19 protein-coding genes are annotated in these 22,868 nt (G+C 44.0%); 8 read left to right on the plus strand and 11 right to left on the minus strand.

The genetic code is table 11. The annotated features are described in order from the left end of the window. Window positions 1–6 precede the first annotated feature (6 nt). Entirely contained in the window at window positions 7–930 is a 924-nt protein-coding gene (locus tag L0660_RS03035; RefSeq protein WP_235157847.1) for an AraC family transcriptional regulator, read from the minus strand. 168 nt (window positions 931–1,098) lie between these two features. On the opposite strand from L0660_RS03035, the gene L0660_RS03040 reads away from it, so the two are divergent. Continuing rightward, on the plus strand, window positions 1,099–2,877 hold the full coding sequence (locus L0660_RS03040; protein WP_235157849.1) for an ABC transporter ATP-binding protein: 1,779 nt from the start codon (window positions 1,099–1,101) through the stop codon (window positions 2,875–2,877). A 55-nt stretch (window positions 2,878–2,932) separates the two neighbouring features. Here L0660_RS03040 and L0660_RS03045 read toward each other — a convergent pair whose 3' ends face one another. The 3 genes from L0660_RS03045 to L0660_RS03055 all read right to left on the minus strand — a co-directional run bounded on the left by L0660_RS03045 (window position 2,933) and on the right by L0660_RS03055 (window position 7,587). Beyond that, complete coding sequence (locus L0660_RS03045; RefSeq protein ID WP_409013379.1) at window positions 2,933–5,491, minus strand: penicillin-binding protein 1A; 2,559 nt, start codon at window positions 5,489–5,491, stop codon at window positions 2,933–2,935. 82 nt (window positions 5,492–5,573) lie between these two features. After that, window positions 5,574–5,966 (minus strand): peptide-methionine (R)-S-oxide reductase MsrB, encoded by a 393-nt coding sequence (gene msrB / locus L0660_RS03050; protein WP_233795500.1) that lies wholly within the window; start codon window positions 5,964–5,966, stop codon window positions 5,574–5,576. 73 nt (window positions 5,967–6,039) lie between these two features. Beyond that, the gene (locus L0660_RS03055) at window positions 6,040–7,587 is read right to left on the minus strand and encodes a DUF5723 family protein (RefSeq protein WP_235157870.1); all 1,548 of its coding nucleotides are present in this window, start codon (window positions 7,585–7,587) and stop codon (window positions 6,040–6,042) included. A gap of 234 nt (window positions 7,588–7,821) precedes the next feature. Between L0660_RS03055 and L0660_RS03060 the strand changes: the two genes are divergently transcribed. Both L0660_RS03060 and L0660_RS03065 read left to right on the plus strand, forming a co-directional pair. Then, the gene (locus tag L0660_RS03060; protein ID WP_233795502.1) at window positions 7,822–9,252 is read left to right on the plus strand and encodes a circularly permuted type 2 ATP-grasp protein; all 1,431 of its coding nucleotides are present in this window, start codon (window positions 7,822–7,824) and stop codon (window positions 9,250–9,252) included. A 117-nt stretch (window positions 9,253–9,369) separates the two neighbouring features. Next, window positions 9,370–10,101 carry an esterase family protein gene (locus tag L0660_RS03065; protein WP_235157873.1) on the plus strand — a complete coding sequence of 244 codons (732 nt, stop codon included), beginning with the start codon at window positions 9,370–9,372 and terminating at the stop codon, window positions 10,099–10,101. A gap of 73 nt (window positions 10,102–10,174) precedes the next feature. Here L0660_RS03065 and pheS read toward each other — a convergent pair whose 3' ends face one another. Continuing rightward, window positions 10,175–11,215, minus strand: a complete 1,041-nt coding sequence (gene pheS, locus L0660_RS03070) for a phenylalanine--tRNA ligase subunit alpha (RefSeq protein WP_235157894.1) — start codon at window positions 11,213–11,215, stop codon at window positions 10,175–10,177. 298 nt (window positions 11,216–11,513) lie between these two features. On the opposite strand from pheS, the gene L0660_RS03075 reads away from it, so the two are divergent. After that, complete coding sequence (locus L0660_RS03075; RefSeq protein WP_233795505.1) at window positions 11,514–11,912, plus strand: LytTR family DNA-binding domain-containing protein; 399 nt, start codon at window positions 11,514–11,516, stop codon at window positions 11,910–11,912. A gap of 189 nt (window positions 11,913–12,101) precedes the next feature. Here the strand turns inward: L0660_RS03075 and L0660_RS03080 are convergent, their stop codons facing one another. Further along, window positions 12,102–12,821 (minus strand): porin family protein, encoded by a 720-nt coding sequence (locus L0660_RS03080; protein WP_235157898.1) that lies wholly within the window; start codon window positions 12,819–12,821, stop codon window positions 12,102–12,104. A gap of 167 nt (window positions 12,822–12,988) precedes the next feature. On the opposite strand from L0660_RS03080, the gene radA reads away from it, so the two are divergent. After that, a complete protein-coding gene (radA, locus tag L0660_RS03085) occupies window positions 12,989–14,362 on the plus strand; it encodes a DNA repair protein RadA (RefSeq protein ID WP_082213645.1) in 1,374 nt (457 codons plus the stop codon). Window positions 14,363–14,386: 24 nt separating this feature from the next. Here radA and L0660_RS03090 read toward each other — a convergent pair whose 3' ends face one another. From L0660_RS03090 to L0660_RS03100, 3 genes are read right to left on the minus strand one after another with little or no spacing between them, the layout of a single operon-like run. Further along, the gene (locus L0660_RS03090; RefSeq protein WP_235157909.1) at window positions 14,387–15,535 is read right to left on the minus strand and encodes a hypothetical protein; all 1,149 of its coding nucleotides are present in this window, start codon (window positions 15,533–15,535) and stop codon (window positions 14,387–14,389) included. A gap of 48 nt (window positions 15,536–15,583) precedes the next feature. Beyond that, window positions 15,584–16,498 (minus strand): DUF58 domain-containing protein, encoded by a 915-nt coding sequence (locus L0660_RS03095; protein ID WP_233795509.1) that lies wholly within the window; start codon window positions 16,496–16,498, stop codon window positions 15,584–15,586. A gap of 12 nt (window positions 16,499–16,510) precedes the next feature. After that, window positions 16,511–16,963, minus strand: coding sequence for a septal ring lytic transglycosylase RlpA family protein (locus L0660_RS03100; protein WP_235157919.1), 453 nt, complete (start codon window positions 16,961–16,963; stop codon window positions 16,511–16,513). Window positions 16,964–17,202: 239 nt separating this feature from the next. Between L0660_RS03100 and L0660_RS03105 the strand changes: the two genes are divergently transcribed. Beyond that, window positions 17,203–17,550: a DUF3276 family protein gene (locus L0660_RS03105; protein ID WP_082213641.1), complete on the plus strand. Its 348-nt coding sequence runs from the start codon at window positions 17,203–17,205 to the stop codon at window positions 17,548–17,550. Between the two features lie 158 nt (window positions 17,551–17,708). Further along, entirely contained in the window at window positions 17,709–18,809 is a 1,101-nt protein-coding gene (ychF, locus tag L0660_RS03110; RefSeq protein WP_235157928.1) for a redox-regulated ATPase YchF, read from the plus strand. A 56-nt stretch (window positions 18,810–18,865) separates the two neighbouring features. Here ychF and L0660_RS03115 read toward each other — a convergent pair whose 3' ends face one another. After that, window positions 18,866–20,074: a DUF5103 domain-containing protein gene (locus tag L0660_RS03115; RefSeq protein ID WP_235157930.1), complete on the minus strand. Its 1,209-nt coding sequence runs from the start codon at window positions 20,072–20,074 to the stop codon at window positions 18,866–18,868. Between the two features lie 178 nt (window positions 20,075–20,252). Between L0660_RS03115 and L0660_RS03120 the strand changes: the two genes are divergently transcribed. Further along, a complete protein-coding gene (locus L0660_RS03120; protein WP_235157933.1) occupies window positions 20,253–20,846 on the plus strand; it encodes a Uma2 family endonuclease in 594 nt (197 codons plus the stop codon). Between the two features lie 50 nt (window positions 20,847–20,896). Here the strand turns inward: L0660_RS03120 and L0660_RS03125 are convergent, their stop codons facing one another. Then, complete coding sequence (locus tag L0660_RS03125) at window positions 20,897–22,852, minus strand: ABC-F family ATP-binding cassette domain-containing protein (protein WP_235157936.1); 1,956 nt, start codon at window positions 22,850–22,852, stop codon at window positions 20,897–20,899. Between the last annotated feature and the right edge of the window lie 16 nt (window positions 22,853–22,868).

Consider the following 22,868-nt stretch of genomic DNA (forward strand, 5'->3'; position numbering starts at 1 on the left):
TTGCTATTAAATGGTACTTTTCCGAACATGATCGCGATACTCGTTGGGCGTAAGCCCGGTTTTCTTTTTGAAGATCCGGCTGAAATAGGAAGGATCGTCCATGTGAATGTGGTAACCTATTTCCTTGCTGCTCAGGTTGGTAAATACAAGCAGCCTTTTGGCTTCCAATAGCAGTTTGTCCAGAATGTATTCCTGTGAGGGCGTACCGAGATATTTCTTAATGATCTTGCTTAAATAGTCCGGCGAAACAGAAAGTTCCTGCGCATACTGCTGAACCTCATGCATTTGACGAAAATTTTTCTCAACCAACTCCTGAAATCTTCCTACCAATTCCGGCACGGTTTGCACAGCAGATTCGGCAGGCTGAATGTTTTTTGGCGCGAGGAAAGCACATTTTTGCAGAATAAGACCCAAATACTTTCCAATCATCGTCTGATCCGTTTGGGATGCCAGATGATCGGAAACCATGTTTTCCAGAATGTTATGAAAATAGCCTTTCTCGGCCTCAGAAAGCGTAATGATGGGCTGCTTGCGTGCGGGCTGGAAAAAGGGAAGCTGTGAAAGCGATGGGCTTACGGGATTATAAAAAGTGTAAAAATCTTCGGAAAAGGCAACAATGTAACCTTGGAATGAGGTTGAAAATGTGAGCAAATGCACTTGTCCGGGCGTTAAGAAGTGCAATCCGGCTCCCTGAATGTTGTAAGAATGGAAATCGATCTCGTGAAAGCCAGCGCCTTCTTCTATAAAAAGGATCTCATAGTAAGTGTGACGGTGCGGTGTGTCGGTAGGTAAGGGCGTAATGGGCAGGGAAACAGGCGATTCCCTTAATTTTCCTTCGCTGTTTTTGAAACGAAAGATCTTTAATGCAGGAACCTGGCTAGGTGTTTTGGGTAAGGAATGTACTGGAATTGCATCGGGAACGAAAGCCATGGACTATGATTTTGCTGACTCAATAACCCTCATAAAAGCCGGAAAACCAAGAGAACTACCACCTTACCGACTATAATGCCAGAATTTTTAATCCCCGGGTGACATTTTTTACTTTTACATTGTTGGTCAATAACACAGTCACAAACTTTGTCAATTTAATTTCAGCAGGTGAATCAGGAAACCAAAAGCGGCCAGATATTCGATCTTCCTACATTACGGCGCTTATATACATTTGTGCGTCCGTATGAAAAGCAGTTCTATCTGCTGATTGTCATCATCTTACTCAATGCATTACTTGCACCGCTGACGCCACTGCTGATCAAATATACCATTGACACGCCCATTGCGAACGGAGATTATGCGCAATTGACTGTTATGCTGGGCATTATGATCGTCGTAACCATTCTGCAGGGCTTCGCGCAGTTTTGGAATACTTACATGTCCGGCTGGCTGGGGCAGCATATTATCAAAGACATCCGGGTCCAGCTGTATCAGAAAATCATTGGTTTAAGGCTTAAATTTTTTGATAACACGCCCATAGGAAGGCTTGTAACCCGCACCATTTCGGATGTGGAAACGCTTTCCAACGTTTTCAGTGATGGTATGGCGGCTATTGCCGGGGACATTTTGCAGTTGGTCCTTATCATTGCGGTGATGTTTTACACCGATTGGAAACTGTCGATCATCAGCTTATCAACCATTCCATTGATGCTGATTTGCACTTACATTTTCAAGGAGAAGATCAAGGATTCTTTTAACGAGGTGCGTGCGGCTGTTTCCAACCTCAATTCCTTTGTCCAGGAACATTTGACGGGCATTGGTATCGTGCAGATTTTTAGCAGCGAAGACATTGAGTTTAAAAAGTTCAGGGAAATCAACAAGGTCCACCGCGACGCGAACATCCGGTCTATCCTGTATTATTCCATTTACTTTCCTGTTGCGGACGTTATAGCGGCTGCGGGAACGGGTCTGGTGGTTTGGTATGGTTCCAAACAGATTTTGAATGCAGAAGTCACATTCGGGACGGTAACCGCATTCGTTATGTTTATCAACTTGTTTTTCAGACCGATTCGTCAGCTTGCCGACCGTTTTAATACACTTCAAATGGGCATCGTGAGCACCGACAGAATCCTGAAAGTGCTTGATAGTGACGAATATACTTCCAACGAAGGCACATTTGCACCAGAATCCATTAAGGGAAATGTGACTTTCAAGGACGTTTGGTTTGCCTATAATGAAGAAGAATATGTGTTGAAAAATATCAATTTCAGCGTCAATTCCGGGCAGACCATTGCCTTCGTAGGTGCAACTGGTGCAGGTAAGTCATCTATTATCAACCTCTTAACGCGCTTTTACGACATTAACAAAGGGAACATTTATATTGACGGCGTGGAAGTTCATGACTATGATCTCAATGCACTCCGCAAGCACATTGGCGTTGTTCTGCAGGATGTTTTCCTGTTTTCGGATACGATCGAAAATAACATCAGGCTGGGCGACAGCAGCATTACCCACGAAAAAATCGTTGAAGCAGCTAAACTGGTTGGCGTTCATGATTTTATTGAAAGATTGCCAGGTGGTTACAGTTATAATGTAATGGAGCGCGGCGCCACGCTTTCGGTAGGGCAGCGGCAGCTGATTTCGTTTGTGCGCGCCATGGTTCATGAGCCGGAAATCATCGTGCTGGATGAGGCAACATCGTCCGTTGACAGTGAAACGGAGGAATTGATTCAAAAGGCAATTGAAAAATTAATGAAAGGCCGCACGGCTGTTGTGATTGCGCACAGGTTGTCCACAATCCAGGAAGCGGATAAGATCATTGTTGTGGATAAAGGTGAGATCGTTGAGGAAGGTAACCACGAGCAATTGCTTGAAAAAGAAGGTTTCTATGCTAACCTTTATCGCATGCAGTATAAGGAAGTGTTGAAGATCGGAACGGATTTATAAAAAGAAAAGACATTCCGGGTTAAACCAGAATGTCTTTTGAATTCAATTATTTTTTCTAATTTCTTCCTCCCGTATCCAGCGGAATCGGTGGCGGGCCGATCAGGAAGTCATCTTCATCATTCCGTTTGGCTGGTGTGCTGTCACCGCCAATGCCTAGCGAATCATTCGCAGCTGGCGCCCACTGCGTCGGGCAGTTATAATTTTTAGAGATTTTGAATGTGGGCTTAGGGAATGGTCCGGGCTCCAATGCCAGCGATTTATCCCTGTAAATTTTCTCCAAAAAGCTTCCTACGATCGGTAAGGCTGTTTTAGCGCCTTCCCCCAGATCGGTGGATCGAAAGTGAATGCTGCGGTCGTCGCCGCCAACCCAGGCACCTACAACCAGGTCGCGCGTGATGCACATAAACCAGCCGTCGGAGTTGTTGGAAGTCGTTCCCGTTTTGCCGCCCAGCTCGTTACCATTACGGGTCACATCAAACTTCCAGCGAATGCTCCCCGAAGTTCCTCCCGGCTCTTCCACGCCGCCTTTAAGCATTTGAACCATTAAAAACGCGGATTCTTCGCTAATGGCCTGGCGGTGTTCCGGCTGAAATTCTTCGATCACTTTTCCGTTGCTATCTTCAATTTTGGTTACCAGGATCGGCTGCGTGTAAGTTCCGTTATTAACAAAAACGCCATAAGCGGCCACCATATCATAAAGCGAAACGTCAAATGGCCCAAGCCCGATGGAAGGCAAAGGTTTTAACGGTGTGGTAATCCCCATTTTCTTGGCATAGCGTGCCACATTTGCAGGTCCGACCTGATCCGTGAGTTCAGCAGTCACCGAGTTGATGGATTGTGCCAATGCGCGGCGCAATGTCATATTTGCATAAGAGAATGTACCCGTTGCATTCCGCGGCCTCCATTCCTTTTGCTCGCCGTCTTCCATGTATATTTTTTCAAATGGCTTGTCCACGATCTGATCACACGGTGACATATTGAATGTCGAATCGTCAATGGCCGTAGTGTATACAAATGGCTTGAATGTGGATCCGGGCTGTCTTTTGCCTTGCTTTACTGCATCGTATTTGAAATAATTATAGTCCAAACCGCCTACCCAGGCCTTAATCTGGCCCGATTGCGGGTGCATGGCCATCATTCCCGCGCGCAAAATCCGCTTATAGTATTCCAAAGAGTCCATTGAACTCCAATACTGCGTCATTTCACCGCTGTTTTTCCAGTCATACACAGTCATAGTATCCTTTTTGTTCAGATAATATTTAATACTGTCCGGCTGGTTTGGAAACTTGGCGGCGAGTGATTTGTATTTGCTGGTGCGTTTTACAACATTGTCCAGGAAGTCCGTAATCTCTTTTCCCTGCTCATCGCGCCATGGATTCTGGTTGCGCCAGTGATCTTCGAAAACGCGCTGCAATTGCTTCATTTTCTGCACCATAGCCTCTTCGGCAGCTTCCTGCATGCGGGAGTCGATCGTGGTGTAAATCTTCAATCCATCCGTATAAAGGTCATAACCGTTTTCTTCACCCCATTTTCTCACAAAATCAACTACTGCATTCTTGAAATAATTGGCATTTCCATCGTATGGCGTCTCGAACTTTGTCTTTAAAACAATCGGTAACGCACTGATGGAATCCGCCTGCTTGGCCGAGATATAGCCATATTTCTGCATTTGATTAATCACCACATTACGCCTTTCCAGCGACCGTTTCATGTTACGGATCGGGTTATAGGTTGTCGTAGCTTTCTGTAAACCAACCAAAACGGCCGATTCCTGAATGTTAAGGCTGTCCGGGGATTTACTGAAATAGGATTGTGCCGCCGTGTTGATCCCGTACGTGTTGTTACCATAATCCACCGTGTTAAAATACATGGTCAGGATCTCTTCTTTGGTAAAATTCCTTTCGAGCTTAATGGCGGTGAGCCATTCTTTGGTCTTATAAATTAATGTACTGAAACCAGGAATGGAACCGAGCAAGCCGCGAGCGCCGGTTTTACGGGTTTTAAAAAGTTTTTTGGCTAATTGCTGTGTGATCGTGCTGCCGCCTCCGCGGTCTGTTGCGCCTGTGATAATGCCAACGGCTACGCTCGCCATAGCTTTGTAGTCAATCCCTGAATGTTTGTAAAAACGTACATCCTCCGTCGCAATCAATGCTTTCACGAGGTTGGGAGAGATCATTTTGGCTGTAACCGGCGTCCTGTTTTCTGTATAAAACTTGCCGATCATGACACCGTCCGACGTATAAATTTCGGAAGATTGAGCCACTTTCGGGTTCTGAAGGTCTTCTACGCTCGGCATACTTCCCATGAGCCACAGGAAGTTGGTTTCCACGCAAAAAATGTAAAGGGCGAATGTAACGAAACCGTATACGAATGTTTTCCAGAGGATCATTACCGGCCTGTAATAAGCCGCATTCACGTCTATAGTGTCATGCCACCATTCGCGAATTGATCTTTTCTTGTTTCGGTAGGATTGAAAATAAGCATCGGCGCGATTCTTACCCGTAACTAGCGAAGTTAACTTGTATGCAACACGGTTGATGAATGTTGAAAGCTGTGCCCCAATGAATTGGAACATTGCCCTTATTTTATTAAAAAACGATCTGATAACTTCCATCAAACGGTAAGGTTCGTAAGAATTCAAAGATAAGAAAAGCCGGACATTTTTGAGTTCGTCCGGCTTTTTATGAACTATTTGATCAGGCTTTGTTGAACTTCAACGCCGCGCCATTCATGCAATATCTGAGACCTGTTGGTTTGGGCCCGTCATTAAAAACATGTCCAAGATGCCCGCCGCAAGTCCTGCAAACGACTTCTGTGCGGATCATGCCATGGCCTTTGTCCACGATCTCTTCCACATTTCCGGATGAGATCGGCTGGAAGAAACTCGGCCATCCCGAACCGGATTCATATTTGGTCTCCGAGCTGAACAATGGTGTGCCGCAGGCAGCGCATACATAGGTGCCTTCTTCCTTATTGTCATTATATGGGTGTGAAAAAGGCCTTTCTGTCCCTTTTTCGAAGAGCACGAAGCATTGTTGTCCGGTTAGCTCTTTTTGCCATTCTTCTTTTGTTTTTTCTACTTCTCTCATTTCAGTTTGTGTTTTAAAGATCATAGCATCAATAGAAATTGTGCCATATCAATATTAAACGCGCAAGGCGTATTTATCGTTTGCTAAAAATGCGTCTTATCCACGAATCTTCTGGTGGCCAGCATTGATTTTGTGATTCGGGCGGGCGGCGGAAAAGTCCTGCCGAAATCCCAAAATACAAGTTAAAGGATTTTGGATTGCCAATATTCAGTAATCCCGTTAAATGATCCGTTCCTAGCCACAAAGGACCGATGCGACCTGCGAGGCCAATGGCGGGCGATCTGTAACGGTTCATCAATGTTAAAGGAACGGAAATTTCATACCATTTATGCTCGTAGCGCGGTGTTACCGAAATAGCAGATTCGGCTTTCATGCCAAATGCACTTTGAGGAATCAGATTTTGAACCCATAACCCGCTTACATAAACCCGCGGCTGCACATGATAATCAACACTTGCCTGAAAAGCCGTTGGTAACACCGACTTAAAATTGGGTGCCAGCGGCGCTCCACCGTCCAGAGAACTGTTGATCGCATTGAAAATCCCCTCGGAACCTTCCAGCTTTTGGAATGAATCATAACGGAGTTCCTTGTTGGTTGTATGAATTTCCTGTTGCAGAACATAAGCTGGATTTTTGAAATGAACCCGGCCAATGTCTGTTAGCGAAACGGCTACGCGATACAGATACTTGTTTTTGGATGCGTCACGCTTTCTTTCGCCTTTTTCCGTGTAGGAAAATTTGTTAATATCCGGCCTGTATTCATAAACAGCACCGAGGTCAAAACCCCAGCCGCTTCCCGGAGGTGCGCCGCCTATCAGCCATGCTGGTGAAGGTTTTATGTTTTGAAAACCCTCATCACGGGTTATCCCGTAACGCATATTAATTTCTTCCACGCGGATAAACTGGCGTTTGTTCTCCCAGGTTTCGTCGGGCTGAATGTCATATGAAGAATTGTCAATGATCGCATGCGCGTTATAAAGTCCTATCAGCCTTTTCACTGTAAATCCGACTTTCAAAAAATCCGTTTCATTATCATACACCGTCCCGCCAAGCGTGAACGCAACTTCCCCCATCCCATTCAAATGCAGCCTGCCTGCCTGGTTATCGAAGAAAGGGCCTTGCAATTCTTCCAGCTGGGTGGTTTTACTGATCAATCTGGCGAGCGGCTCCGTGACGCCGGATGTGTTCAGCATGTATCTTACACGCGTTGAAATGCCTACGCCGATCTTTCCTTTGAACAAATTGAACATTACAGAAGGCAGTCGGGCGTCTCCACCGGCGTTCAGATATTTCTGATTTCCATTCAATTTTTCCCCCAGATAGGAACGCGGAAACTGTAAAACGCCTCTTTCGTTACGGTATTCGTCGGAGACGGTGTTGGTAACCAGGCTCAAAAACGAGTAGGGTGCTTCGTATCTGACGTGATTGTTGGCCGTGTAAAACTGAGTGCCGACCACATTGACATAGAAGCTGTAACGACTGTCTGCAACAAAGGCCGGATTGTGATATAATGCATTGGTTCCAGCATAGTTACCCATTGCAACACCTGGCAAATGCTGGGCTTTGGCAGCCTGCGCCAATCCCAGGATAAGTGCAATTGCAGGTAAACTATATTTAAACATATTATTAAGAAGACGTTGATGCGGGGCCAATTCGCTTGCAAAGAAAAGCCTAACTGCACGGACTTGCAACCAATGTTTATTGATTGGAAAAATAATGTTTGCATTAAACGAACGGCATGATTTTAATATTTAGCATAACCTCGTATTTATCAGTTTATTTGTTTGTTAGTTGAAAGATTGACCATATATTGTTTTGTAAACAACTGATATATACTTATTCAAATTTTGTATTGTATGAATTTTTCATTTTCTGATTATCAAAGCGAAAATTTCTTCGATGAAATGTTCACAGCTGATGGGGAGATAAGGCCAGGTTACGAACATTTAAAGAACAAATTTGAAAACCTCACACACGACGACCTTACCAACCGCCAGCTGGCTACCGAGCGTGCATTGCTTTCAATGGGGATAACTTTCAATGTATATTCCGAAGGCGAAGGAACGGAGCGGATCATGCCCATCGATATCATTCCGCGCGTGCTTTCCAATGCAGAATGGGAGTGGCTCGAAACCGGTCTGAAACAGCGTATTAAGGCATTGAACATGTTCATTGATGATGTTTATAATGAACAGAATATCCTGAACGACGGCGTTGTGCCGAGAGAGCTGATTGAGTCAAGTAAATGCTTTTTGAAACCTTGTATCGGCCTGAAACCGCCAAAAGGAATCTGGTGCCACATTACAGGCACCGACCTCATCAAAGGCGATGACGGGACATTTATGGTTTTGGAAGATAACCTGCGTTGTCCTTCCGGTGTATCTTATATGTTGGAAAACAGGGAGTTGTCCAAGCAGATTTTCCCGGACGTGCTGGCCAGGACCGGCGTAAGGCCCGTGTCAGATTATCCTACCCGATTGCTGCAAATGTTACAGCATCTGGCCGACCGTCCTAATCCGACTGTGGCTGTGCTTACACCCGGAATTTACAACTCTGCGTATTTTGAACATTCTTATCTGGCGCAGCAAATGGGCGTCGAGCTGGTGGATGCGCGCGACCTGGTGGTTTCGGATGGATACGTAAAGATGCGGACGACCAACGGACTGCAAATTGTGGACGTTATTTACCGCCGGATCGACGACACTTTCCTGGATCCCGAATCATTTTATGCCGATTCTCTGATTGGAATTCCTGGGATTTTTGAGGTTTATAAAAAAGGCCGTGTAGCATTAGCGAACGCGCCGGGAACTGGTGTGGCCGATGATAAGGTTGTGTATGCGTACGTTCCGCGAATTATCAAGTATTATCTGGGAGAAGAGGCAATCATTCCTAATGTGAAAACCTACATCTGCGGGGAGCAGGAAGACTTCGATTATGTGCTCGAAAATATTTCTCAGCTCGTGGTAAAGGAAGCAAATGAAGCAGGAGGTTATGGCATGCTCATCGGCCCCAAAGCAACGGAAGAAGAACACGAGCTGTTCAGGCAAAAAATACGTGATAACCCGAGGAACTACATTGCGCAGCCCACGATTTCACTATCGCGTGTGCCTTGCATGGTGGACGGACATGCGGAAGGCCGGCACGTGGACTTGCGCCCTTACATATTATATGGTGACGACATCAGTGTTATCCCGGGTGGTTTAACGCGGGTGGCCTTGCGTAAAGGTTCTCTGGTCGTAAATTCGTCACAAGGCGGAGGGGGCAAGGATACGTGGGTGTTGTATTAATTTATCATTAACAGTTGCTGGCAGGCTGTTAATGATGTTGGTTTATTTTATTCTTTAAACCAAAATTGTTAACTGCCTGATTTTATCAGTATATAACGCAACTTAAATGATTGAACAATGCAACGTGAAGTAACCGGTTGGTATAGTCCGGCGCTGAATGAGAATATGGATATTGCCGTCTACGGACATTATGGAGTAGCCTTGTTGATGATTCCCACAGCAGCTTCGGATTATTTGGAATATGAACAAAATGGACTAATAGAGAGCATTGCACCTTTTATTGATGCAGGAAAAGTTAAAGTTTATTGCATTAACAGTATCAATTCGGAAAGCTGGATGAACCCGTATATGCATGGCTACGATAAGGCCGTGCGGCACCAGCTGTTCAATGATTATGTAATTAAAGAAGTGATCCCATTTATCAAGGATACTTCAAGCCAGGACAATGAAATCATAGCAGTAGGCGCCTCTTTTGGGGCAATGCATGCTGCTAACCTGTTTTTCAAGCATCCGGATTATATCCACGGCATCATTGCCATGAGCGGATGTTACGATCTGAGCCAGTATACGGACGGTTATTACGATGATAATGTGTATTTCAATTCACCGGTGCATTATTTGCCGCAATTGAAAGCCGAGTGGCATCTTTCGATGTATCGCGATAGCCGCCACATCCATTTCGTCACAGGTTCAGGTGCATATGAGGTGCCCGAATATTCCAGGGCCATCTCATCGATCCTGACTTCAAAGAATGTTCCGCACGAGCTGGACATCTGGGGGCCGGATATGCCGCATGAATGGTGGGTTTGGAAAAGAATGCTTCCTTACTATCTGGAAACGAGGTTTTAGTAAAAGAAAAAAGCTCAAAGTGGCAGACACAGCGTCCAGCAACTTTGAGCTTTTTTTGTTTAACTCTATCTAATTAAGCACCTTCAAATTGTCTTAAAAACCGCACATCGTTTTCAGTAAACAGACGCAGATCATTTATTCCGTAACGGAGCATTGTAATCCGCTCAATTCCCATTCCGAATGCGAAACCTGTATATTCTTCGCTGTCGATCCCGCAGTTTGTAAGCACATTAGGATCCACCATTCCTGAGCCAGCGATTTCTACCCAGCCGGAATATTTACAAATGTTACAGCCTTTTCCTTTACATATAAAACACGTCACATCAATTTCCGCGCTGGGTTCCGTGAACGGGAAGTAGGAGGGACGCAGGCGAATTTTTGATTCCTTACCAAACATTTCTTTGGCAAAATGATATAATGTGTCTTTCAAATCCTTGAAACTCACATTCCGATCCACATATAACCCTTCCACCTGGTGAAAAACACAATGTGCACGGGCCGAAATTGCCTCATTCCTGAAAACACGTCCGGGCATAATAGACCGGATCGGCGGTTTTTGTCTTTCCATCAACCGCACCTGCACATTGGAAGTGTGCGTACGCAAAAGCACATCGTCCTTCACTTCACCCTGGCTTTTTGAAATGAAGAACGTATCCTGCATCTCACGCGCAGGGTGGTTATCTGCAAAATTCAGAGCACTGAAATTATACCAATCTTTCTCAATTTCAGGTCCATAGGAAACATTGAAACCCATTCTTTCGAAAATTTCAATGATCCGTCTTCTTACAATGGTCAATGGGTGCAGGCTTCCCTGCTGGTTAGGAACGACGGGTAAAGTCAGGTCAAAAACCATTTCGGGATTCGTGTCGACAGCGTTTTCAATGGCTGCATTAAATTCCTGAAACCGGTCCTGCGCAAGATTTTTAAGCGTGTTGAGCTCCTGACCAACCGCGCGACGGTCTTCCTGAGGAATGTTTTTCAACCCGTCGAATAATTCTGATACGACACCTTTTTTACTGATATATCTGAGGCGGAAAGCTTCCAGCTGGTCTTTGCTGTTGACTGTGGCTTGCTCTATTTCCGAAATTAATTCTTTAACGCGTTCGGTAACCATAAACTATTGTTGTTATCAAATGATTGGAGGCTGGTATGTATCAGGATTCACACCAAAAGCGGTGCAAAGATAATTAAAGTTCGGCCTAGTGATGTGAATTGATTGCGGCTAAGATTTCGGGAGTAGGTAAAATTACGCATTTAACTAAGTTTAGTTACGTCTTTTCCGTTTTCTGCTAATGTTAAATTATTGTATATGAATTAGTTAGAAACGCATACGTACTTCTACGTATTTTCTGAATATACGCTATGTACTAATTTTGAATACAAGAAAACAAAACATATTAGTCTCTATTACCATGAAAAATTTTTCAAGCTTTACACACCGCAACCTGTCATCAAAATCAATCAATGGCAGTGCCGCTTTCATCTCCGTACAATCAATGGGACGGACCGTTTACTTAGCTCCTGAGGTAATTACTTTCCTGGAAGGCGAAGGCAATTACACTTTTATATATACGAACACTGGCAAGAAATATCTGGTTTCCAAGACTTTGAAATCACTGGCCGGTCAATTAAATCAAAACTTCATGCGTGTGCACAAATCTTACCTGGTAAATTCGGATTACGTGGTTGCACGCCTTGAAGACGATCGCATGCTGAAACTGTCTTGCGGCAAAGAAGTGGTGGTTTCGCGCAGGAAAATTAAAGAGGTTTCCGGAATGTTGGATCATACCAACCTGCGCATTTCCGCATAAGCGATTTTGGTGAATTAAATTAGTGGGTTATTCATAAAAACAGCAGCCATCGCATAGATCGAAGGCTGCTTGTTTTGTTTTAATGAGTGAGTGATTGAATGATTGAATGAGTGAATGAGTGAATGAGTGAATGATTAATAAATGCTGATTAAGAATATTCGCTCATTCACTCACTCGCTCATTCACTCATTAAAAAATCTTCAATCCAAGCGTTACCTGCCACGATTTAATCTTTTGCTTCACAGACTCATTGCCGTTTCCAACATTTTGTCCATTCACCTGGAACGATGCAAGATTGGTAAATGAACCTTCCCTTCTCACATCCAGGCTAAAACTGCCGATATCCAGGCCAGCACCCAGCTGATATCCGAATGTTGCCTCGGACATTGCATTGTTCAGGTCCGACGTATAATGTTCAAAAGCATCTCTTAACCGCTGATTATCGCCAATTCTGAATGAAGTTACGGGTCCCGCCAAAATTCTTAACGGACCGCCTTTAAAACCGATGAGCAAAGGCACATCAATGTTGCTGTATTTAACATTAATTCTTTCTGTTACAGGTGTTTCAAGATCATTCTTAACGATTTCAAATGATCCGCCTTTGGTGGAAACGAGCACTTCGGGCTGAATGAATAATGTACGGCCGAATCTTGCATAAATCCCGCCTACTGCACCGGTTCTTGTATCAAAACTTTGTTTCAGATTATCCTTCACTTCCTTGCCATCATATCCCAGGTAGGGATTCCCTGCAGCGTCGTATCTCGTTGTAAAAACATTTCCCATCGTCAGGCGTGACAAATTCACACCACCCTTAATACCGAACGCAAAACCTTTTTTCTGTGCTTGCGCGGATGTTATGGCAATCAAGCATAACAGGCATAGGCAAGCTACTTTTTTCAGGATGTTCATGGATAATATAATTTTTTAAGTAAAACCGGTTAATAACGCCAAAAAATAAAAAACTATACCCAACCCATATTTTTTTTGATTTTGTGATTGAAACGTACAAATATTTAGATAATTATTGGGTAAATCGTGTTAGTCTTTAAGGATATATAAATATTACTTTTCTACTTATGGCCAAAGCCAAGACAGCTTATTTTTGTCAGGAATGTGGGTATAATTCACCCAAATGGGTGGGTCGCTGCCCGTCGTGCGGCGAATGGAATACTTTTGTTCAGGAAGTTATTGAAAAAGAAGATAAGAAGACAGCCGTCGCCTGGAAAGGCGTCAATCTGGCCAGCAGGCCACGTTCTATTGCTGAAATTGAATATCAGAATGAGCCGAGGATCACAACATTTGACGGAGAACTCAACCGCGTGCTGGGAGGCGGGATTGTACAAGGTTCGCTGGTTCTGATCGGTGGCGAGCCGGGAATCGGGAAGTCAACATTAATGCTGCAAATTGCACTTACGCTGTCCAATAAGAAGGTTTTGTACGTTTCGGGAGAGGAATCCGATCAGCAGATTAAGATGCGGGCGGAGCGGATGGATTCTAAAAGCGACAATTGCTTCATTCTCACCGAAACGCATACGCAAAATATTTTCCGGCAAATAGAAGATTTCCAACCCGAGATCCTGATCATCGACTCCATCCAGACGATGCAATCCACTTACATTGAGTCGGGCGCAGGCAGCGTTTCGCAAGTGAGGGAATGTACGGCCGAATTTATGAAATACGCCAAAGAAATGGGCGTCCCGGTTTTTCTTATTGGCCACATTACCAAAGATGGTTCGCTGGCAGGGCCGAAAGTGCTGGAACATATGGTGGACACCGTTTTACAATTCGAAGGCGACCGGCATAACACCTATCGCATTCTCAGAACAGTCAAAAATCGCTTCGGAAGCACTTCTGAACTTGGTATTTACGAAATGCACGGTTCCGGTCTGCGGCAGGTCAGTAACCCATCCGAAATTCTCATTTCGCAGCGCGATGAGCCTGTTAGCGGCATTGCCATAGGCTCCATGATGGAAGGTAACCGACCATTATTGATTGAAATACAATCCCTTGTAAGCGTCGCCAATTATGGAACGCCCCAACGAAGCAGCACAGGATTTGACGGAAAACGGCTTCAAATGCTGCTCGCAGTTCTGGAAAAGCGGGGCGGTTTTCGGTTAGGCGTCCAGGATGTTTTTTTAAATGTGGCTGGCGGATTAAAAGTGGAAGATCCTGCGATTGACCTGGCTGTGATCGCTTCCATTGTTTCTTCCTATGAAGATAAATTCATCCCGCCGTCAGTTTGTTTCGCGGCGGAAGTAGGGCTTGGCGGTGAAGTAAGGGCAGTCAGCAGGATCGAGAACCGGATTTTTGAGGCTGAAAAATTGGGTTTCAAAAAAGTTTACATTTCCAAATACAACAGCAGAGGATTGGACTTGAAAAAATTCAGGATCGAAGTGATCGCGGTGGCAAGCCTGGACGAGCTATTTATGTCACTCTTTTTAAATACTTAGTACAGAATTTAATGAATCGCCTTGTCAGTATTTTGCATAATAACTTTGCAGCTTGCTGGTAAGGCGTTCGTAAATCGGTTTGCTGAATTCTATGAATAGTTGCTGCGGCGCAGGCGGCATTAACTCCTGGCTTTTACATTTCCGAAGCTGAGCCGGTGTGAGCGCCCGTTCGTCGCCATTGAAGGAAGCCCATTCGCACATCCAATTGTACTCACCATTAAATTTTTCCTGGGTTACTACTCGTTTTGTCTTGAAATCCATAATTTGCATATCGAGCAATCCGGCAGAAAGAACAGTTTTACGGCTTTGCGTCAGTTTGGCTGTAACTTTATTAAACACAGGCTTTTTGATCCTGCCCACCTGGACCTCACCCACTTTTACGCTGTCTTTACTAATCACAACTTCCGTATTTTTTTCAACAAGCGTGTTTCCCACGACGAAATCATCGAATTGCAGTCTGATAATGTGGTCGGGTTCGAGTTTGAGGTTTGCCGCTTCTTCGGGCATATAAAATCGCACGAATTTATTCAGCCGCTTATTGGTCTGCAGATATTCATTGACCCTTTCCTGAAAATATTCATTACTCAGCTGGTAAGTCCTGGAAGTAACCAAAACCTGCTCCACGACCACTTTGAAAGAAGCAACCTCATAAGCCAGATCCAGCTTTTTCTTCACATCATTGAAATTCGGGATCAGGTTATTGACCACTTCAAAATGCTCATAAGCCTTTCGCGCGTTTTCGCGGTCGCCTATCGCCAGCAATGTTTGCCCCTCTTTGTAACGGACATTTGCAGCATTATGCCTTGCCAGTTTCTCCTCTTTTTCGAAATTCTGGGCGGTAACCAGTTTAGCACACGAACTACATTGATCAATCGCCTGAAAGAGTCTGTTTAGTTTAACGTAGGATTGCAATTCAGCTTCCCATTTAAACAGGTCATCCGACTCTTTATTCTGCTTGATATCATTCAAATGTTGTTCGAGCGCGAGGGGATAGGCTTGTTTTAGCGCTTCGATGGAGGAACTGTGCGTGGCATTATTATTCAGCTTATCAACCGCCCGGATGACAGATTCATCAAAATCACCCTTTTTAAGCGATTTCTCAGCAGATTTACACCCTGCCAGCGAAAATAAAATGAAGGTAAAATAGAAGAAGCGGGTAAAATGTTTTTTCATATCTGACAGCAAATAGGGAAGGAATCTGCTTTCAAATTTCTGAAAAAATTACCTCATTTTAGCGTGTTTCACCAAATACGCCATCAGGATAGGATCGAAGCCTTTTGCAATGTCCGCCTCAATAAAGTCGATCTTATACTGGCCGCATTTCAGTTTAAGCTTTTGGTAAAAATCGCCTACAAATTCTTTGTAAGATTCCCTTACCTGATCCGGTTGGACCTTAACCCTGTCGCCGGATTCGAGGTCGATAAATTCATAAGGGCGGTTTTCGAAAGCGAACAGCTCCTCGGTTTGACGATCGGTAACGTGGAATAGGAGCACTTCATGCAGATTATGTCTTAAATGCTGCAATGCAGAGAAAATTTTATCAGCTTCTTCCAGGTTATCGAACATATCGCTAAAAATAACAACAAGCGAGCGCTTATGGATTTTCTCCGCGATCTGGTGCAAAACGGTGGCGACGGAGGTTTTTGTTAGCGGCCGCTTGCTTTGCAGCACATTGTCCAGTTCCAGGATAATCTTGTGCACGTGAGACGGCGTAGATTTTACAGCTGTCTGGATTTCGATATTTTCGGAGAATGTGCAAAGGCTTACTGCGTCTTTTTGTCTTTGTAAAAGATAAGTAAGGCTTGCTGCTGCCATGACGCTGAAAGTCATTTTGCCGTAACTTTCTTCGGGGTAATACATTGAAGAGGAAGTGTCGAGCAGTAAATGGCAGCGGAGGTTTGTTTCTTCTTCGTAACGTTTTACATAAAGGCGGTCTGTTTTGGCGTAGACCTTCCAATCAATGTTACGGGTGGATTCTCCTGTGTTATAGAGCTGATGCTCAGCAAATTCAACGGAGAAACCGTGAAACGGGGATTTGTGGAGGCCTGTGATAAAGCCTTCCACAAGTTGTTTTGCCAGAAATTCCAGATTGCCAAACTCCCTTACTTTTGCTAGATCAAGTTGCCGGCTGTTCATTCTGAAATTACATTATCTGTTGCCGCGCATAGCGACTACTTTTCCCGATCTGGCGTCAATTTGTTCATTAGGATCAAGGAGCACCATTCCTTCCATGCCTACTACGCGTATGGAGACATTGGCAACACCTTTTGCAATTATGCCAAGTAATCTGGCGGCCTCGTTGCTAAGATCGACCAATCGGTTTTTTGCGAAAGGTCCGCGATCGTTAACTCTTACAATTACTTTTTCGTCGTTTTCCAGATTCGTTACTTCGAGCATCGTATTAAGCGGGTAGCTTCTGTGAGCTGCTGACAATTCTGTGCTTTTATGCACTTCTCCAAAGGAGGTTTTTTTGCCATTGAACCGGGTTGCATAATAAGATGCGTGACCAGTTTCAGTTTTGCCAAGTTTAACCTGTGCGATGGTTTCAGGCGTGAAAGCGAAAGCTAACAGGATAAGAATCAGGATACGATTATAAGTCATATCTGTGGTTTTAGGTGAAACATAAATAAGGTAAAAGCCCTTATTTCATACCATTTATTTGGAGTTTGCCGAGAAATTGGAAACCCACGAATTTCAAAACTAATAAAAACTTTTTAAAAAAGAGCAATTCCGAAAGCAAAAGTGAAAGCGCTACATGAAAAATGTACTAGTCAATACTAACAAATTGCTAATATGCTCTTGTTTTTTTGTTAGCAGCAATAAACTTTATATTTTAGCGTTTGAAAACCTATTTAAAACTTAACATAGTGGAAGACAGAGAGCAAATCTACTCCAAAAGGGTCAGGGCAGGAAAAAGGACTTACTTCTTCGATGTTCGCTCGACGCGATCCAACGATTATTATCTTACCATCACAGAAAGCCGCCGCCATCCACAGGGAGACGGTTTTACGTATGAAAAACACAAGATGTTTTTATACAAAGAGGATTTTGATAAGTTCGTTGATGCTTTGAAGGATGCCGTGGATCATGTGAAAACAGAGTTGATGCCGGAAGTTGACTTTTCTCAGTTCGAAGCCAAGGCAGATGAGGTGGACGTAGTTGGAGAGTCGGACCTTAAGTGGGATTAAAAAAATTAACAGAATGAAAAAGCCTTCGCAATCTATTACGAAGGCTTTTGGTTTTTCTACTCGCTAAGTGGTAATTTTGTAAATTATCATCTGGCAGACAGGAGCTCTTTGCATTGTTGCATGGAAAACTACCTGCTTTTAACTGCATAAATTATAACATGAGTCTTCAATGTGGGATCGTGGGATTGCCGAACGTAGGGAAATCCACTCTTTTTAATGCCATTTCAACCGGTAAAGCCGAAGCCGCCAATTATCCTTTCTGTACAATCGAACCCAACGTTGGCGTGGTAACCGTGCCTGACGAGCGTCTGGATGTTCTTACAAAGCTGGTAAGTCCGCAGAAGGTTATACCAACTATCATAGAATTCGTTGATATTGCCGGCCTTGTGAAAGGCGCAAGCCAGGGGGCAGGGTTAGGGAATAAATTTCTTGCCAATATCCGGGAAGTTGATGCCATTGTGCATGTTGTAAGATGCTTTCAGGATGAAAATGTCGTTCACGTGGAAGGTCGCGTGGATCCTGTTTTCGATAAAGAGATCATCGACATTGAATTACAGATGAAAGACCTCGAATCTGTTGAGAAAAAAATTCAGAAAACAGAAAAAGGAGCCCGTGCCGGTGATGCGAAAGCAAAAGCAGAGCTGGAATGGTTGAAAAAATACAAAGCAACGCTCGAAGAGGGAAAGAATGCCCGCAGTGTCGTGATTGATGCAGAAACCAAAGAAGCCGTAATCGGTGATTTGCAATTGCTGACTGCCAAGCCGGTGCTTTATGTTGCCAATGTGGATGAAAACTCAATGCTAACCGGCAATGAATATTCTGAAAAACTGCGTGAGGCTGTGAAACATGAAGGAGCGGACGTAATTGTGCTTTGCGCAGCCATGGAATCACAGATTTCGGAAATTGAAGATCCGGAAGAGCATGAAATGTTCCTGGGAGAATATGGTTTGAAAGAATCCGGTTTGAGTAAATTGATCAAAGCTTCTTATTCACTGCTGAACCTGATCACTTATTTCACAGCCGGTGTGAAGGAAGTAAGAGCCTGGACGATTGAAAAAGGCTGGAAAGCGCCACAAGCTGCGGGTGTGATTCACAGTGATTTTGAAAAAGGCTTCATCCGTGCGGAAGTGATTAAAATTGCTGATTACGAGCAATATAAAACGGAAGCAGGCGTGAAAGAGGTTGGTAAAATGGCCGTTGAAGGCAAGGAATACGTTGTTGCGGATGGTGACATTATGCACTTCCGTTTCAATGTATAATAAAAATATTTCAATGATGAAGGAGCGGCTAATGGTCGCTCCTTTTTTTGTGCCTTTTAGCGCCGTCTGTTCCATTCTACGGTGCGGTAACCAATCAGCAGATCGGCTCTTCCGGCTTGCGGGCGATGGTAAATGAGGATGTCATAATCATTCTCTGTCGCGCCATAATTGCCTTCAATATATCCCTCATCGGGTGTTTGTCCCGCCTTAACCATTGTGTAATTGTAATTGATGACGCCTTGTTTGATCATCATTTCAACTTCATAAGCATTGGTTGCCGCATTGTAAGTCATCTTATTGGCATCCGTAAGTTGCCAAAGATTGAAGGCACCATTCACGTAAAATGTAGCCTCGGGGTCTTGTTGGGTTCTTAATGTGAACAGGACAGGCGTATAGTCAGCTTCGACACTGCCGTTCCCTGATTCACGTTGATCTACAATGTATTGACCATTAAAATCATCTGTTTGAATGTATGCATTGTTAGCCCGGGACTTGTCAGGGAATAACATCAGCCTTGTAAATTCGTCCGACCGCTCGATTTCATTAACGCCAAAACCCCTGCCTGTCAGGCTTCGGCTATCAAAATAGCGAAATTCGTTTCCGCCGGGAAAAGTGTTTTCCAGATCAAAGAATGTGTACTCCAAAATCTGATCAAAAGGCCTGACATTGGTCGGTTTAAAATTGGTCCTTATTTCATTGAAACGGAAGTTTTTCCTGAGGACCACTTTCAGGTCTGTTTGCGGCGCATTCAATGGATATCCTTTATAATCAACTACAAAGTCAATCTGCTGGTCCGAGAACTGCTGCTGAATCCCTTGTGAAAAACGCGCTTTCGCATCAATGTTCACGCGTGATTCATAAAGCATGAAACGGCGGCTTAGCACAGGCTTTCTATCCCGATCGGAATAAACATAAATGACATAATTTCCTGATAATTTGAGTTTAGGCAAATCGAGTTTGTAGTGAAAATAAGGCACTTTCGTACTGAATGCCTGCTGATAATTATTGATCGGATATTCGTTGAATTCAAATGTAAATTCAATGTCGTTCAGGTTTGATTTGGTCCAATCGGCATTGCAATGGATGATTTTAGCACGGTAACCCTCAAATTGACCCGAAAGATCATCAAATTCTAAAACAAGCGGGGCAGGACTCGTTAGCGGCTTAATGGCAGGCGTTAGCAGGCGCGTTGGGTTTTCGGGGTTTTCCAATGCTGGTGCAAGCAGCACGGTTTTTATTTTATCATTATATATAAAATCTTCCAATCTGATGTTTTGAGATTGAGCATTCGCATTTCCATACGTCAACCCAAACCACAAAAAAAGCGAAATCAACCTCATAATAAATCATTAAAATTATCCTGTGACTTTTTATGTAATGTACGTCTGAATAGCCAAACGTGTTTTGCACGCTGGCAACTATTTTTTAACTTACATAATCAACATGATCGCACAGACTATTAAAATGTATTCAGAACAAGAATATTTGGAGCTGGAAAGAGAAGCCGAGTACAAAAGCGAATATTACCGCGGGGAAATATTTGCGATGGCCGGGGCTGGACGCAATCATAATCGGATTGTGGAGAACTTGTCCATCGAGATTGGCGGCTATTTAAAAGGTAAATCCTGTCAAAGTTTCTCACGTGACATGCGCCTGCACATCCCTGAAAATGGGCTTTATACTTATCCGGACTTTATCGTGGCTTGCGGCAGGTTGGAGTTTGCAGAACAGGACAGCGAAACGTTAGTTAATCCTTCTATTATCATTGAAGTGCTATCCAAATCAACCAGCGCTTATGATAGAGGCGACAAATTTCGGCTTTACAGATCTATTCCGACATTACTGGAATATATTCTGATAGATTCCTTATCTATTTCCGTCGAGGTTTGGCGGAAAAATGACAACGGAGCTTGGTATTTAGCATCAGAAACCGAGAATATTGAAGATCACATTCCTATATCTGCTATTAATGTACAATTAAGATTGCGTGATATTTATGCGCAGACAAGCGGATTAATTAAGCCCGAGATGACATAAAAAAGGGAAATCAAACGATTTCCCTTTCTGCTTTTATAATATTCAAATCCTCACTTCCCAGCCAGCGCATCCACTTCCAGCATCAGATTCTCCCAGGTCTCCGTGCTTTGATCCAGCTTCTGCTTAATGTCTGTATAGAATCGGTTTAAATCAGCAAGTGCTTTTGAATCGTTGTAAATTTCCGGGTTCGCTAGCTTAACTTCTGTTTCTGTTTTCTTGATTTCCAGATTGTTGATAGTAGCTTCAAGTTCTTCGATCTGCTTCTGTGCTTTCTTTATTTTTTGCGAATCTTCGTTGGAAACAGGCTTGCCGTTATTTTTGGAGGCATTTCCGTTGGACGCAGGTTGCGGAGCTGCCTTCTGTGGCGGTGCGCTGCTAACCGTTGCTTTGTCACTCACAGCCGATTGCAAACCACGCTCTTCAACCCACACTTCATATTCCTGATATGTGCCTGGATATTCCTTAATCTGGTGATCTTCAATGTACCAGATCTTGTTCGCAATGTTTTCAACAAAATATCTATCGTGGGAAACCACAATGTAACTGCCTTCATATTGCTGCAAAGCCTGGATCAGAATGTTCACCGACTGCATGTCCAAGTGGTTGGTAGGCTCATCGAGCAGCAGAAAGTTGGCTTGTGAAAGCAAAACCTTGGCCAATGCAACCCGTGATTTCTCACCTCCCGAAAGGACTTTTATTTTCTTAAAAACATCATCCCCGGTGAATAAAAAACATCCCAAAACCGTCCGTAACTCCGTCTCGGTTTTGTTAGGATTAGCGTATTTAAGCTCTTCAATGAGGTTATGGTTCACATTCAGCGATTCCAGCTGGTGCTGTGCGTAGAATGTAAAAGAAACATTGTGCCCTAATCTTCTTTTTCCTTCAATCGGCTCTGTTCCAGCTACAACACGAAGCACTGTTGATTTTCCGCGTCCGTTCGCTCCGATCAATGCAATTTTATCACCGCGTTCCATGCTAATGTTGGTGCTGTCCAGAATGACCTTATCGCCATAAGCTTTGGAAGCATCTTCAAGCTGGAAAACGTGTCTTCCCGGTTGCGTAGTAAATTGGAAACGGAAATGCACTTTCGCATTCTCGTCGATCACCTGGTCCACAACATCCATTTTATCCAATGCCTTCACACGGCTCTGAACCTGACGCGATTTGGTTGCTTTGGCTTTAAAACGCTCGATAAATCGTTCTGTCTGGCGAATTTTGGCCTGCTGGTTTTCATAAGCACCGCGCTGAATTTCGTTGCGTTCCTCTTTTTCCTCCATATAGTAGGAATAGTTTCCGGCGTAGTAATTCAGCTTTCCATTGGCAACTTCAACCGTTGTATCAATGGTGTTATCCAGAAATTGCCTGTCGTGGGAAACCACGATTACAGCGCCTTCATAACTCTGAACATATTTCTCAACCCACTGAATAGAAGGTAAGTCCAAGTGGTTGGTTGGCTCATCGAGCATGAGTAATGATGGTTTTTGCAAGAGCAACTTTGCCAGCATAACCCGCATTCTCCAACCCCCGGAAAACAATTTCAATGGTCTGTGTAGATCATCTGTAACAAAACCCAGGCCTTCCAGGATCGCTTCTGCCTTGGATTGAATGGTGTACCCGTCCAATGCTTCAAATTCTTCCTGGACCCGCGCCAGCTTATCGACCAGTGCATCTGTATAATTGTGCTCCATGTCGTGCAGGATCTTGTCCATCTGGATCTGCAACACATTTTGCCGTTCAAAAGCCTGCATGGCTACCGACAAAATGGAATCATCGCTCTGGTAAGAAAGCAAATCCTGGTTCAGGAAACCGATGGTACAGTCGCCCGATTTGGAGATATTTCCGCCGTCCGGCTGGAACTCCCCGTTTATCATTCTAAGCAATGTTGACTTTCCTGTGCCATTCAGACCGATAAGGCCGATCTTTTGTTTGGGCTTGATATGCAGCGAAGCACTGTCGTAGAGTGCCCGGTCGCCAAGAAAGTAACTGAGGTTGGTAATCGCGATCATGCCGCAAAGGTACGGC

The organism is Dyadobacter sp. CY351, assembly GCF_021502625.1.
GTDB lineage: Bacteria > Bacteroidota > Bacteroidia > Cytophagales > Spirosomataceae > Dyadobacter > Dyadobacter chenhuakuii.

Coding starts and splice junctions, on each gene's coding strand:
- L0660_RS03035 (WP_235157847.1), bottom strand. CDS start 930: ATGGCTTTCGTTCCCGATGCAATTCCAGTACATTCCTTACCCAAAACA.
- L0660_RS03045 (WP_409013379.1), bottom strand. CDS start 5,491: ATGGAAGTTATCAGATCGTTTTTTAATAAAATAAGGGCAATGTTCCAA.
- msrB (WP_233795500.1), bottom strand. CDS start 5,966: ATGAGAGAAGTAGAAAAAACAAAAGAAGAATGGCAAAAAGAGCTAACC.
- L0660_RS03055 (WP_235157870.1), bottom strand. CDS start 7,587: ATGTTTAAATATAGTTTACCTGCAATTGCACTTATCCTGGGATTGGCG.
- L0660_RS03060 (WP_233795502.1), top strand. CDS start 7,822: ATGAATTTTTCATTTTCTGATTATCAAAGCGAAAATTTCTTCGATGAA.
- L0660_RS03065 (WP_235157873.1), top strand. CDS start 9,370: ATGCAACGTGAAGTAACCGGTTGGTATAGTCCGGCGCTGAATGAGAAT.
- pheS (WP_235157894.1), bottom strand. CDS start 11,215: ATGGTTACCGAACGCGTTAAAGAATTAATTTCGGAAATAGAGCAAGCC.
- L0660_RS03075 (WP_233795505.1), top strand. CDS start 11,514: ATGAAAAATTTTTCAAGCTTTACACACCGCAACCTGTCATCAAAATCA.
- L0660_RS03080 (WP_235157898.1), bottom strand. CDS start 12,821: ATGAACATCCTGAAAAAAGTAGCTTGCCTATGCCTGTTATGCTTGATT.
- radA (WP_082213645.1), top strand. CDS start 12,989: ATGGCCAAAGCCAAGACAGCTTATTTTTGTCAGGAATGTGGGTATAAT.
- L0660_RS03090 (WP_235157909.1), bottom strand. CDS start 15,535: ATGAAAAAACATTTTACCCGCTTCTTCTATTTTACCTTCATTTTATTT.
- L0660_RS03095 (WP_233795509.1), bottom strand. CDS start 16,498: ATGAACAGCCGGCAACTTGATCTAGCAAAAGTAAGGGAGTTTGGCAAT.
- L0660_RS03100 (WP_235157919.1), bottom strand. CDS start 16,963: ATGACTTATAATCGTATCCTGATTCTTATCCTGTTAGCTTTCGCTTTC.
- ychF (WP_235157928.1), top strand. CDS start 17,709: ATGAGTCTTCAATGTGGGATCGTGGGATTGCCGAACGTAGGGAAATCC.
- L0660_RS03120 (WP_235157933.1), top strand. CDS start 20,253: ATGATCGCACAGACTATTAAAATGTATTCAGAACAAGAATATTTGGAG.
- L0660_RS03125 (WP_235157936.1), bottom strand. CDS start 22,852: ATGATCGCGATTACCAACCTCAGTTACTTTCTTGGCGACCGGGCACTC.